The organism is Promicromonospora thailandica, from assembly GCF_024171955.1.
In the GTDB taxonomy this organism is placed as follows: Bacteria; Actinomycetota; Actinomycetes; order Actinomycetales; family Cellulomonadaceae; genus Promicromonospora; species Promicromonospora thailandica.
In genome coordinates, this window is sequence record NZ_JAMTCS010000015.1 from 158,988 (window position 1) to 171,342 (window position 12,355).

General features: G+C 71.8%; 15 protein-coding genes. 8 read left to right on the forward strand and 7 right to left on the reverse strand.

What is annotated here, in order from left to right:
• Positions 1-223: 223 nt before the first annotated feature.
• A complete protein-coding gene (locus APR03_RS22430; RefSeq protein WP_253839479.1) occupies positions 224-1,249 on the reverse strand; it encodes a LacI family DNA-binding transcriptional regulator in 1,026 nt (341 codons plus the stop codon).
• Positions 1,250-1,348: 99 nt separating this feature from the next.
• Between APR03_RS22430 and APR03_RS22435 the strand changes: the two genes are divergently transcribed.
• From APR03_RS22435 to arfA, 4 genes are all read left to right on the forward strand, one after another.
• Positions 1,349-2,245 carry a carbohydrate ABC transporter permease gene (locus APR03_RS22435; protein WP_253839425.1) on the forward strand — a complete coding sequence of 299 codons (897 nt, stop codon included), beginning with the start codon at positions 1,349-1,351 and terminating at the stop codon, positions 2,243-2,245.
• The gene (locus APR03_RS22440) at positions 2,245-3,150 is read left to right on the forward strand and encodes a carbohydrate ABC transporter permease (protein ID WP_253839427.1); all 906 of its coding nucleotides are present in this window, start codon (positions 2,245-2,247) and stop codon (positions 3,148-3,150) included. The genes APR03_RS22435 and APR03_RS22440 overlap by 1 nt, the downstream gene beginning before the upstream one ends.
• Before the next feature lie 58 nt (positions 3,151-3,208).
• Positions 3,209-4,519: an ABC transporter substrate-binding protein gene (locus APR03_RS22445; RefSeq protein WP_253839429.1), complete on the forward strand. Its 1,311-nt coding sequence runs from the start codon at positions 3,209-3,211 to the stop codon at positions 4,517-4,519.
• 110 nt (positions 4,520-4,629) lie between these two features.
• Positions 4,630-6,141 (forward strand): arabinosylfuranosidase ArfA, encoded by a 1,512-nt coding sequence (gene arfA / locus APR03_RS22450; RefSeq protein ID WP_253839431.1) that lies wholly within the window; start codon positions 4,630-4,632, stop codon positions 6,139-6,141.
• Positions 6,142-6,241: 100 nt separating this feature from the next.
• Here the strand turns inward: arfA and APR03_RS22455 are convergent, their stop codons facing one another.
• Entirely contained in the window at positions 6,242-6,970 is a 729-nt protein-coding gene (locus APR03_RS22455) for an SDR family NAD(P)-dependent oxidoreductase (protein WP_253839432.1), read from the reverse strand.
• 94 nt (positions 6,971-7,064) lie between these two features.
• Here APR03_RS22455 and APR03_RS22460 point away from each other — a divergent pair, with 94 nt between their 5' ends.
• Positions 7,065-7,721, forward strand: a complete 657-nt coding sequence (locus APR03_RS22460; protein WP_253839433.1) for a TetR family transcriptional regulator — start codon at positions 7,065-7,067, stop codon at positions 7,719-7,721.
• Positions 7,722-7,780: 59 nt separating this feature from the next.
• Here the strand turns inward: APR03_RS22460 and APR03_RS22465 are convergent, their stop codons facing one another.
• Both APR03_RS22465 and APR03_RS22470 read right to left on the reverse strand, forming a co-directional pair.
• Positions 7,781-8,473 carry an HAD-IA family hydrolase gene (locus APR03_RS22465; protein WP_253839434.1) on the reverse strand — a complete coding sequence of 231 codons (693 nt, stop codon included), beginning with the start codon at positions 8,471-8,473 and terminating at the stop codon, positions 7,781-7,783.
• 228 nt (positions 8,474-8,701) lie between these two features.
• Positions 8,702-9,064 (reverse strand): aldehyde dehydrogenase family protein, encoded by a 363-nt coding sequence (locus APR03_RS22470; RefSeq protein WP_253839435.1) that lies wholly within the window; start codon positions 9,062-9,064, stop codon positions 8,702-8,704.
• A gap of 22 nt (positions 9,065-9,086) precedes the next feature.
• Here APR03_RS22470 and APR03_RS22475 point away from each other — a divergent pair, with 22 nt between their 5' ends.
• Positions 9,087-9,503, forward strand: a complete 417-nt coding sequence (locus APR03_RS22475; RefSeq protein WP_253839436.1) for a MarR family winged helix-turn-helix transcriptional regulator — start codon at positions 9,087-9,089, stop codon at positions 9,501-9,503.
• A 9-nt stretch (positions 9,504-9,512) separates the two neighbouring features.
• On the opposite strand, the gene APR03_RS22480 is transcribed toward APR03_RS22475, so the two are convergent.
• Positions 9,513-9,764 carry a hypothetical protein gene (locus APR03_RS22480; RefSeq protein ID WP_253839437.1) on the reverse strand — a complete coding sequence of 84 codons (252 nt, stop codon included), beginning with the start codon at positions 9,762-9,764 and terminating at the stop codon, positions 9,513-9,515.
• 9 nt (positions 9,765-9,773) lie between these two features.
• Positions 9,774-10,367 carry a TetR/AcrR family transcriptional regulator gene (locus APR03_RS22485; protein WP_253839438.1) on the reverse strand — a complete coding sequence of 198 codons (594 nt, stop codon included), beginning with the start codon at positions 10,365-10,367 and terminating at the stop codon, positions 9,774-9,776.
• A 111-nt stretch (positions 10,368-10,478) separates the two neighbouring features.
• Here APR03_RS22485 and APR03_RS22490 point away from each other — a divergent pair, with 111 nt between their 5' ends.
• Positions 10,479-11,324: an SDR family NAD(P)-dependent oxidoreductase gene (locus tag APR03_RS22490; protein ID WP_253839439.1), complete on the forward strand. Its 846-nt coding sequence runs from the start codon at positions 10,479-10,481 to the stop codon at positions 11,322-11,324.
• 31 nt (positions 11,325-11,355) lie between these two features.
• On the opposite strand, the gene APR03_RS22495 is transcribed toward APR03_RS22490, so the two are convergent.
• Complete coding sequence (locus APR03_RS22495) at positions 11,356-11,964, reverse strand: TetR/AcrR family transcriptional regulator (RefSeq protein WP_253839440.1); 609 nt, start codon at positions 11,962-11,964, stop codon at positions 11,356-11,358.
• 93 nt (positions 11,965-12,057) lie between these two features.
• On the opposite strand from APR03_RS22495, the gene APR03_RS22500 reads away from it, so the two are divergent.
• Positions 12,058-12,342, forward strand: coding sequence for a nuclear transport factor 2 family protein (locus tag APR03_RS22500; RefSeq protein ID WP_253839442.1), 285 nt, complete (start codon positions 12,058-12,060; stop codon positions 12,340-12,342).
• Positions 12,343-12,355 lie beyond the last annotated feature (13 nt).

Genomic DNA, 12,355 nt, shown 5'->3' on the forward strand with positions numbered 1-12,355 from the left:
CGGTGCCCCGCCGATCCTCTTCGAGACCGAGGTTGCTTCGCTCTGAGGCGCTCCACAGCGAAGCAACCTCGGTCTCGAAGGTGAACTTCGGCGGCCGACGGCCCGTCGCTCACCTGCGTCGTTGACAGCGCCCCTGCTGGCGCCTACTTTATCGATCCAACAACTTTATCGATAAAGTTGTCACGGACAGGGAACTCGAGGAAGAGCAGCTGTGAACGACCGACTAGCGGCCGGACGCGTGTGCGAGCGTGGACTCGCGCACCACGACCCGCGCCGACATGACCGACTCCACCGCGTCAGCGACCGGGCCACCGGCGTCACGCTCCTCGACGCGCCGCAGCAGCAGGTCCATGATGCGCTCGGCCATCGTGTCGTTGTCGGGGTCGACGGTGGTCAGGCGCGGCACCAGGTACTCGCTCTCCGCGTCGTTGTCGAAGCCGACCACCTGCACGTCGTCCGGCACGCGCAGGCCGATGTCGGCGAGCGCCCGCAGCGCGCCCATCGCCGCGGCGTCGGTCAGGGCGAACGCGCCGTCGAACGCGACGCCCGCGCCGTGCAGGCGCATCACCGCCTCGTAGCCGTCCTTCGTGGTGAAGCTCGCGGCGTCCACGACGAGGCGCTCGTCGACCGGCACGCCGGCCACCGCGTGCGCGTTCCGATAGCCGCGGGTGCGCAGCGTGGCCATGGAGTCGACGCCGCCGTCGGGGCGTCCGCCGATGAGCGCGATGCGCCGGGCGCCACGCTCCAGCAGGTGGGTCGTGGCGAGCGCCGCGCCGCCCACGTTGTCCATCATCACGTGGTCGAACTCGCCGGCCAGCCGCCGCTCCCCCAGCAGCACGGCGGGCACCTCCAGCCCGGCACGGTGCAGGTCCTGGGTACCGATCTGCACGGGGCTGAACACCAGCCCGGCGTAGGGCCGCACCCGCTGCGGCGTGACGGCGGCGAGCTCCCCCTCCCGGCTCGCGCCGGTGCGCTCGATGATCACGTGGTAGCCGTGCGTGCGGGCGAGCGTGTCGAGCCGGGCGGCGAGGTGCGCGTAGTACGGCCCGTCCAGGTGCGGCACCAGCAGGCCGATCGCCTCGCTGCGCCCGGCCCGCAGCTGCCGTGCCGTCGGGTTCACGCGGTAGCCCAGCCGGGCCACCGCCTCGAGCACACGGGCCCGCGTGTCCTCGCTCGCCCCCGGCCGTCCGTTGATGACGTTCGACACGGTCATCTTCGAGACGCCGGCCTCGAGGGCCACGTCGCTCATCTTCACCACGCCCAACATCATGACACCCCGCGCGCGGCCGCCCCGTCGGCCGGGCCCGTGGCCAACCCCTGGCTCTGATCGAGGAGGATCCGGACCGCCGTGAGACAGCTGCTGTATTCCAAGAGGCTCGCGCCCTATCTGTTCATCCTGCCCTTCCTGGTGACCCTGGCGGTCTTCTGGGTCGTGCCGCTGAGCCGCTCGTTCGTGATGAGCACCCAGGAGGTGCTCTACGGTCAGGCGACCTTCATCGGGCTGGCCAACTACGAGCGCCTGTGGGGGGACCGCATCTTCTGGCAGGCGCTGTTCAACAGCGTCCGCTACATGGTCCTCACGCTGGTGCTGCTCATCCCGATCCCGCTCGCGCTCGCCGCGCTGGTCAACTCGAGCATCGGCAGCGCCCGGATCAAGGGCTTCTTCAAGGCGTCGATGTTCGTGCCCGCGCTGACGTCCGTCGTCGTGGCGGGCATCGTGTTCCGGCTCATCTTCGCGGAGTCCGACTCCGCGATGATGAACCAGGTCGCCGAGTTCTTCGGCTTCGGCCCGGTGCGCTGGCTGCGCGGCGACCTCACCGGCCTGGCCGCGCTGCTCGCCATCGCGCTGTGGCGGTGGACGGGCGTCAACATGATGTACTTCCTGGCCGGCATGCAGGCCATCCCCTCGGAGTACTACGAGGCGGCGTCGATCGACGGCGCGGGCAAGGTCCGCCAGTTCTTCCACATCACGCTGCCCAACCTGCGGCCGACGATCGTCTACGTCGTCACCATCAGCGTGTACGGCGGCCTGGCGATGTTCCTCGAGAGCTTCATGCTCTACGCCGGCAACAACTCCCCCAACAACCAGGGCCTGACGGTCGTCGGCTACCTCTACCGCAAGGGCATCGAGGAGAACGACCTCGGCTTCGCGTCCGCCGTCGGTGTGGTGCTGCTCGTCCTGGTCATGGCGATCAACGTCTCCTACCTGACCGCCAGCGGCACGTTCAAGAAGGAGGCCGCGTGATGGCTGTCCAGCAGACCACGACCCCGCAGCCCGCAGCCCCCACGGCAGCCACCCGGCAGGCGGCCCGCCGCCGCGTCGGGCCGTCCACGGCGGCCTGGGTCCAGAGCGGCTTCCTCGTCGTCATCGCGCTCATCTCGCTCGTGCCGCTCCTGGCGATCTTCGTGGGCACGTTCCAGGACGGCAACGAGCTGATCCGCCGGGGCATGACGTTCGACGTCGACCCCACGTCCCTGAGCCTCGACAACTACGTGCTGCTGTTCACGGACTCCGGACCGTACTTCCGGTGGTTCCTCAACACGCTGCTGCTCACGGTCGCCCAGGTGGCGGGCACGCTCCTGGTGAGCGCGTTCGTGGCCTACGGGTTCGCGATGTACGAGTTCCGCACCAAGACGCTGTGGTTCATCGTCGTGCTGCTCGTCATGACCGTGCCCTTCGAGATGCTCATGCTGCCCCTGTACGTGCAGGTCAACGACATGGGCCTGGCCGACACGTACGCGGTGATCGTGCTGCCGTTCCTCGCGGCGCCGGTGACCATCTTCTTCTTCCGGCAGTACTTCCTCGGCATCCCCAAGGAGATCCTCGAGGCGGGGCGGGTCGACGGCGTCAGCGAGTTCGGCATCTTCTTCCGGCTCGTGCTGCCGATCGCCAAGCCCGCGCTGGCGGCCATGGCGATCCTCAACGGGATGCTCTGCTGGAACAACTTCCTGTGGCCGCTGCTGGTGCTGCGCAGCCCCGAGAAGTTCACGCTCCCGATCGGCCTGAACACGCTGCTCACGCCGTACGGCAACAACTACGAGCTGCTCATCATCGGGGCGTTCTTCTCCCTGATCCCGGTGCTCATCCTCTTCCTTGCCTTCCAGCGGTTCTTCATCGAGGGAATCACCGCCGGAGCGGTCAAGGGCTGAAGTCCCCCACACACCCGAAAAAACACGAACGGAGAAACAGATGACCAGGCTACGGACAGTGACGTCCACCCTCGTCGCCGCCCTCGCGGTGACGGCGCTCACCGCCTGCGGCGGCGGCGAGCCGGAGGCGCCGGCCAAGAACGCCGACGGCTCGACCACGCTCGACATGTGGACGTTCGCCGACGTGCACGCGGCGTACTACGAGGAGATGGCCGAGAAGTGGAACGAGGCCAACCCCGACCAGGAGATCAAGCTCGAGGTCACGGTCTACCCGTACCAGGACATGCACAACAAGCTGCAGCTCGCCGTGAACTCCGGCGAGGGCCTGCCGGACGTCGTGGACATCGAGGTCAACAAGTTCGCCAACTTCGTCAAGGGTGAGAACCCGCCGCTGATGGACCTCACCGAGGCCGCGGCGCCGTACGCCGACGACGTCGTCCAGGCCCGCCTGGACCTGTACAGCAAGGACGGCACGGTCTACGGGTTCCCGACCCACGTCGGCGCGTTCACCAGCTTCTACAACACCGAGCTGCTCGAGGACGCGGGCATCGACTACACGACCATCAAGACCTGGGACGACTTCCAGGAGGCCGGCGAGAAGTACAACAAGGAGACCGGCAAGGCGTTCGGTGTGGCCAGCACCGGCGTCTTCTTCCTCGAGCCGCTCATCACGGCCCAGCTCGGCGGCCAGTACATCGGCGACGACGGCACCGTGCAGGTGAACAGCCCCGAGGTCGTCGAGACGCTCACGATGCTGCAGGAGATGCAGGACGCGGGCGCCATCTCGACGATCCCCGGCGGCAGCCCCGACTCCGAGGAGGCGTACGGCGCGATCAACGACGGCGACTACGCCGCCATCGTCTACCCCGCCTGGTACACCTCCCGGTTCGTGGACTACATGCCCGACCTGGAGGGCAAGGTCGCGATCGCGCCCGCGCCCGTCGTCGAGGGCGCCGAGGTGCAGACCATCGGCGGTGGCGGCACCGGCGCGGCCGTGCCCGTCGTCTCCCCGAACAAGGAGCTGGCGGCCGACTGGCTGGCGTTCGCCAAGCTCTCGCCGGAGGCGAACGTCGCCGTCTGGGAGGTGCTCGGCTTCGACCCGGTGAACATGGCCGTGTGGGAGGACGAGGAGGTCACCAAGAACCCGGAGAACAAGTTCAACAAGTACTTCCAGACGAACATGTTCGACGTGCTCAACGAGGTCAAGGACGGCATCGGGCACCTCGACTCGTTCACCGACCCGAGCTGGCCGACCGTCGACGACACGTTCCGCACCGTCACCCTCAACGAGATCTACGAGAACGGCACGCCGGCCCAGGAGGCGCTCGACCAGGCGCAGGCCGACCTGCAGAACCAGCTGGGTCAGTAAGGCCCGCACCACCGAGCGCGCAGGCGGGCCGGCCGCCGCGGCACCCCCCACGGCCGGCCCGCCTGCGCGCGCCCTGCCTCACGAACCACCAACCGAGGAGCACACCACCCATGCTGTCCGCATCCGTCACCATCGACCCGGCGTTCGTCGTCGGGCCGGTACGCCCCCGCACCTTCGGCTCCTTCGTCGAGCACCTGGGCCGCAGCGTCTACACGGGGCTGCACGACCCCGGCCACCCGACCGCCGACGCCGACGGCTTCCGGGGCGACGTCGTCGAGCTCACGCGCGAGCTCGGCGTCACGACGGTGCGGTACCCCGGCGGCAACTTCGTCTCCGGGTACCGCTGGGAGGACGGCATCGGCCCGGTCGAGCAGCGGCCCCGCCGGCTGGACCTGGCGTGGCACTCGACCGAGCCGAACCTCGTGGGTGTCGACGAGTTCGTGCGCTGGTGCGCCCGGGCCGGCGTCGAGCCCATGATGGCCGTCAACCTCGGCACGCGCGGGGTCCAGGAGGCCCTGGACCTGCTGGAATACTGCAACGTGGCGGGTGGCACCGAGTGGAGCGACCGTCGCCGGGCCAACGGCGCCGAGGAGCCGTACCGCATCCGGATGTGGTGCCTGGGCAACGAGATGGACGGCCCGTGGCAGATCGGGCACAAGACCGCCGAGGAGTACGGGCGGCTCGCGGCCGAGACGGCCCGCGCCATGCGCATGGTCGACCCGGACCTCGAGCTGGTCGTGTGCGGCTCGTCCGGCTCGCAGATGCCCACCTTCGGCGCCTGGGAGCACACCGTGCTCACCGAGTCGTACGAGCACGTGGACCACATCTCCGCGCACGCGTACTACTGGGAGGAGGACGGCGACCTCGCCTCCTTCCTCGCGTCCGCGGTGAACATGGACCACTTCGTCGACGACGTCGCGGCCACCGCCGACGCCGTCCGCGCGGCAGGCCGCCACGACAAGCGGATCAACATCTCGTTCGACGAGTGGAACGTCTGGTACCAGCAGCGCGCCGAGTCGCGGCCGCCGTCGGGCGACGACTGGCCCGTGGCCCCGGTGCTGCTGGAGGACCGCTACAACGTGGCCGACGCGGTGGTGGTCGGCAACCTGCTCATCTCCCTGCTGCGGCACACCGACCGCGTCCACGCGGCCTCGCTCGCGCAGCTCGTCAACGTGATCGCGCCGATCATGACCGAGCCGGGCGGCCGGTCGTGGCGGCAGACGACGTTCCACCCGTTCGCGCTCACCGCCCGGCACGCGGCCGGCGAGGTGCTGCGCCTGGCCGTGGACGCGCCCGTGCAGGAGACGGCGAAGTTCGGTGACGTGCCGGCGCTCGACGCCGTCGCGACGCACGACCCGGAGACGGGCGGCGTCGTGATCTTCGCAGTGAACCGGTCGCTCACCGACGACCTGGCGCTCGAGGTGGACCTGCGTGGCTTCCCGGGCCTGCGCGTGGCCGAGGCGGTCACGCTCTCCAACCCGGACCACACGTGGTCGGCGACGGCGGACGACGCCACCTCGGTGCTGCCGCGGACCAACACGACGGCGAAGGTGGCCGACGACCACGCCCGCGCGGAGCTGCCCCCGGTGTCGTGGTCGATGATCCGCCTGGAGCGGGTCTGACGCGGTAGCCGTCCCGCCATCACCTTCGAGACCGAGGTTGCTTCGCTCTGCGGCACGCCACAGCGAAGCAACCTCGGTCTCGAAGATGAGCGGTGGCGGCTCAGGCCGTCGCCGTCGCCACGTCGAGCGGGGCGGGCGGGCCGGCCAGCGCCGCCTTGGCGGCCACCGCGAACCCGTGCACCACCTCCGGCTCGCCGGCCTCCAGCCCGTCGAGCCCTGCGGCGACGACGTTCGCCGGGTCGTCGAGCGCCCCCTCGGGCAGGTCGTACCCGTGCACCCGCGCGAACTCCCGCATCGGCTCGGTGTCGATCATGCCCGGCACCAGCGCCGTGACCTGCGTGCCCTGGCCCGCCAGCTCCATGCGCGCGGCATTGGTCAGGCTCCACTGCGCCGCCTTGGCCGCCGCGTACGCGGAGTTGCCGTCGACCGTCTGCCACGCCGCCCCGGACAGGACGTTCAGCACGGCGCCGCCGCCGTTGCGGGCGAGCACCGGGGCGAACGCCCGGATCATCGCGAGGGTGCCGAAGTAGCTCGACTCCATCGCGAGCCGGATCCGCTCGAGATCGCCGGCCACGAGGTTGCCGCCGTCCATGAAGGCCGCGTTGTTCACCAGCACGTCCACGTCCCCGGCCGCCGCCGCGGCCGCCTCGACCGACGTCGGGTCGGTGATGTCCAACGGGAGCACCTCCGCCCCCGGCACGTCGACGAGCTCGGGCCGGCGTGCGGTGGCGTACACCCTCGCGCCGCGCCGGAGCAGCTCGACGGCGAAGACCCTCCCCAGGCCTCGGTTGCTCCCGGTGACCAGTGCTGTGGCGCCCTGCAGATCCATACGCTTCCTCCCGTAAGATGACCGCTCGGTCATGTTGGCGAACGGGACTGTAGGCAGAACATGACCGCTCGGTCAACTTGCTAGGATCTGCGACGTGAGCCCCGCCGCCTCCACCACCCCCACGGCCCCTGCCGACACCGACGCCGTCCTGCCCGGCGCCGGCCGACCCCTGCGCGCCGATGCCGCGCGCAACCGCGAGGCGGTGCTGACCGCGGCCGAGGAGGAGTTCGCCGAGCACGGGCTCGAGGCCTCGATCTCCGCCATCGCGCGGCGGGCTGGAGTCGCCAAGGGCACGGTGTTCCGCCACTTCGCGACCAAGGAGGAGCTCGCCACGGCCATCGCCGCGCGGCACGCGCAGGAGCTGACGTCGCTCGCCCGGCGGCTGCGCGGGGCGGCGGACGCGGAGGCGGCGCTCCTGGAGTTCCTCACCGAGGCCGCGGGCCGGCTGCAGCGCCGCCGGGTGGCCGTGCTCATGACGGTGCCGGCCCCCGGCTCCGAGCTGGCGCACCTCCAGCGCGAGGTGCACGACGAGGTGGTCCTGCTGGTCGACGAGGCGCGGGCGGCGGGCGTCGTGCGGCCCGACGTCACCGGGACGGACGTCTTCCTGCTCATGTGCGCGCCGGTGCACGCCGTCGACTACCTCGCCGACCCGCCCCCTGAGCTCTGGCGGCGCTATGTCGGCGTCATCCTCGACGGCTTGCGGCCCGACGGCGCGAGCCCGCTGCCGCACCCGGCCCCGACCTGGCCCTGAGCCGGCACCGAGTTGGCCCTGCCCCGGGCCGGTCGTGGCGGGCCGCCCCCGACGACGCGCTACGCGCCGACGAGCTGTGCGTGCAGGTCCGTCAGGTCCGTCGCGTAGAGGTCGAAGGCGTCGTCCGCCCGCGGCTCGTCGCCGCCCGGGCGCGGCACGTAGGCGGTGCGCATCCCCGCCGCCGCGGCGGCCCGCAGGTCCCAGGCGTGGGCTGCCACCAGGTACGGCGTCGGCGCCCCGGACGGCGCGCAGGCCAGCGCCCGCTCGTACACGGCGCGGGCCGGCTTGTACGTGCCGACGTCCTGCGCCGACACCGTCTGGTGCCACCGCAGGCCGGCACGGGTGCTGAGGCCGGTCAGGTCGCGGCGGCTCGCGTTCGACACCGCCACCACGGTGCACTCGGCGGCGAGCAGGTCCAGCCCCGCGAGGGCGTCCGGCCACGGCCACTGCCACCGGGACGCGTCGGCCAGCCCGGCCACCGCCTCCGGCGGCAGGAGACCTTCCCGCACCAGCTCGTCCAGCGCCGCGCGGTCGAGCTCGTCGCTCGGGGCGAACGGACGGCGACCCGCGGCGACCGCCTCCTCCTGCTCGCCCACCTGGCCCAGCCACCGGTCCGCCAGGCCCGCGGCCACGGCGCCGTCGACCCCGGTCACCTCCGTGATCCGCCGGCGCAGGCTTCCCGCCTGGTCGACGAGGGTGCCGAGGACATCGAACATGACGACGGGGCGAGAGCTCGACGGGGTCTGCGACATGCGGTCCACCGTAACGAGGTCCGTACCCGCCTGCCGGACGGCGGGCCGGCGGGCGCCCCGCACGGCGGGCACCGCCGCGGGGCGCGTCCTCGCGTTCTGCGGGGTGCCGGCCGCGGCGCAGTGCGTTCGGCTCAGCCGTGCCCGATCTCGCTGAGCCGAATAGTTCGGGTCAGCCGAACTCGACGAGGCCACGCTGAACGGAATCCGGCACAGCCGGCACCCGTCGATCTACCGAGCCGCTCCGCGCGTCGCACCGACGCTTCCGCCGGCGACGGCGCCGCCTCGCCGGCCGGCTCGGCCCAGGAGCGTGCACCCCTGTGCCACGCAGCAGAACGCAAGCCCGCCCGGTGGGCCGATGTCGTTCTCGCGGCCGAGCCCGCTGTCGTCGAAGCCGCCGAAGGGCATCCCGGGGCCGACCACGCGGTGGTCGTCGATCCCGACCGTCCCCGCGCACACCCGCGCGGCGACGTGGTACCCCCGGTGGATGAGCACCAGGGCGGTGAGGTCCCACAGCCCGGCGGCCGCGGTCCTGCTCTCCGTACGGACCTGCTCAACCCGCCGGCGGGACGCGCTCCTGGCCGAACTGATCACCGACGGTGACTACCATGGCAGCATGGAGACCGATCTGCCGAAGGCCGCCGGACGCCTCTTCCTGCGCCTGCAGCGCGAGATGTTCCGGCAGGTCGCCGAGGCCGGCTTCGACGACGTCCGGCCGCGCCACGGCGCCGTGCTCGCCTACCTCGTCCCGGAGGGGCGGCGGCTCTCGGAGTTCGCCGAGCTGTCCGGCCAGCACAAGCAGGTCATCGGCACGATCGCGGACGAGCTCGAGGCACTGGGCTACGTCGCGCGCGTGCCCGACCCCACCGACGGCCGGGCGAAGCTGCTCGTGCCGACCGAACGCGGTCGGGCCGAGGTCGCGGCGTCGACCCGGATCATCGCGGGGCTCGAGGCGGGCATCGCCGAGGCGATCGGCGCGGACCGGCTCGCCGAGCTGCGGCGCGACCTGATGCGGGCGTCGACGGCGTTCTGACCTGGCGGGTCACCGGTCCCGTGGCCCCCTGCCGCGGGACCCCCGCCCGCGCAGGGCCCGCCCCAGCGCGAGCACGACGACGACGGTGCCGGCGACGATCCGCACCCAGGCACCGGCCCAGCCGCCGACGGGCTCGCTCACACAGCCCTCCACCGAGCCGCTCGGGCAACCGCCGCCCTGGACCAGCAGGGACGCGCCGACCGCGAGCGCCACCACCAGGGCGGCGACGAGCCACCCCCAGCGGATCCGAGTACGTCTCATCCGCCCACGCTAGCGCGGGCGCAGGCCGCTCAGCGCGGCGTCGAGGGTGGCGTCGGCGTAGTCGTCCGTGAGGGGGCCGCCGTGCTGCAGCCAGCGGTTGAGCAAGGGCCCCCAGATCAGGTCCACCGCGACGTCGAGGTCGACGTCGCGGGCGAGGTGGCCGGCGTCCTGCGCGCTCCGCAGCCGGCGCTTCTTCGCGTCCCGCAACGGGCCGTCGAGTCGTTCGTGGTAGGTCCGCGCGAGGGCGGGGTCCTGGGCGATCTCGACGGCGAGCGCGCGCATCGGCGCGTCGGTCCGGGGGTCGGTCAGCTCGGCGACGGTCGCGTGCAGCACCGCCGCCAGGTCGCGCCGCAGGTCCCCGGTGTCGGGCAGCTCGGGGGTGGCGCCGTCGTCGGACCTGCTGAGCAGCAGGAAGGCGTCGAACAGGATGGCGGCCTTCGAGGGCCACCACCGGTAGATGGTCTGCTTGCCCACGCCGGCGCGCCCCGCGATGCCCTCGATGGTGAGCTGGGCGTAAGGCACCTCCTGCACCAGCTCGAACGCGGCGGTCAGCACGGCCCGGCGGGACTTCTCGCTCCGGCGGGAGGGGTCGGGGTTCGGCATGCGTCCACTCTAGCCGAACGAGACGAGACGTTGCGTATTGCGCTACCACCTATCGAGCGTCTACGGTGAACCCAACGAGACGGATCGTCTCGTCTTACCAAGGGAGCACGCATGCACCAGACCTCCGGCACCGACCGCACCTGGTTCGTCACGGGCGCCAGCAGCGGCCTCGGCCGGGCGCTCGCCACCGCGGCCCTCGAGCGCGGGGACCGCGTGGTCACCGCGGCCAGGACGGCGTCCGTCGACGCGTTCGACGCACACCACCACGACCGGCTGCTCGCCCTGACCCTCGACGTCACCGACCGGGGCGCGGTCCACCAGGCGGTCGACGCCGCCGTCGCCCACTTCGGGCGGCTGGACGTGGTGGTCAACAATGCCGGCACCATGTCCATGGGCATGGTCGAGGAGTTCACCGAGGAGCAGGCCCGCGCCCAGCTCGAGGTCAACTTCTTCGGGGCGCTCTGGGTCAGCCAGGCCGCGCTGCCCCACCTGCGGCGCCAGGAGTCCGGGCACATCCTGCAGATCTCGAGCATCGCCGGGCTCGGCGGGTTCCCGGCCACGGGCCTGTACAGCGCGAGCAAGTTCGCGCTCGAGGGCCTGAGCGAGGCGCTCGCGCACGAGGCCGGAGCCTTCGGGGTCGACGTCACCATCGTGCAGCCCGGCGGGTACTGGACCAACCTCTACACCGCCATGGTCTCCACCACTCCCCTGGCCGCCTACGGGCCGCTGCGGGCGGAGCTCGAGCGTCAGTTCGCCGAGGGTTCGGTGGACAGCGACCCGCGGCTCGCCGCCGAGGCCATGCTCGCCGTCGTCGACGCCGACGAACCGCCCCTGCGGCTCGCGCTGGGGAGCATGACGTACGACCTCGCCCACGAGGTGTCGCGGCAACGCGTCGCGACGTGGGCCGCGTGGGAGCAGGTCAGCCGTGCGGCGGAGCACGCCGTCGCGCAGCCCTGAACCGGCCGGAGCGCCGCCCCCGGAACCCGGGTCAGCCCGCGCGCAGCGCCAGGAGCTCGTCGAACGCGGCGTGCGCCTCGCGCACGAGGTCGCCGCCCGAGCGTGAGCGGATCCGGGCCGTCTCGTAGCACCCGAGGGCGACCTGCGCGGCCAGCACGGCGGTAGCCTCCGCCGTGCCGCGCTCCCCCAGCAGCTCGCCGAGCCGGGTCGCGATCTGCCGGCTCTTCAACGCGTCCCGGGCGCGCAGCTCGACGTGCTGGTCGAGCAGGGCGGCCCGGCGGTCGTAGGCGGCGAGATCCTCCGCCGCTCGCTCGCACAGGTCGACGACGATCGGCCGGAGCTGCTCGATCGCCTCGCGGACGCCTTGCGCGGCGGCGACCGCGGTGTCGCGGCCGGCCGCCTCGATCGCGTCGAGCATGGCCCGCTCCTTGGCGAACACGACCTCCGTCTTGTCGCCGAAGTAGCGGAAGAACGTGGTGCGGCCCACCTCGGCCCGGGCCGCGATGTCGGTCACCGACACGTCGTCGAAGCCGCGCTGCGCGAACAGCTCGTCCGCGGCCTCGACGATGCGCTGCCGCGCGCGGCGCTGCTTGCGTTCGACCAGGGAGTCGGACGGAGGGGTTGCCGGAGGGGTCGTCACGTCACCCATCCTACCCGCTTCGGACCTCAGGTCCGATTGGTACGCAGTGTGGTACGGTACTGAGTACCAGTTCATCGGTATACGGGAGCACGCATGCTGACCATCGAGGACCGTCACGACATCGCCGAGACCCTGGCGCACCACGCCTTCGTCTTCGACGAGAACCAGCTGGACCGCCTGGGCGAGCTCTTCGTGCCTGACGCGGTCTACGACATGAGCGCCGCCGGGATGGGCACGTACCAGGGCATCGCGGCGATCGGGGCCGCCGCCGCCGCGCTGAGCGAGAACGGGCACGCGCCGCGCACCCACCTCGCCCTCCGTCACCAGGACGGCCGCTGGCTCATCAGCCGCCGCGTGATCACGCCCGTCGAGGCGTGAGAGAGGAACCGAC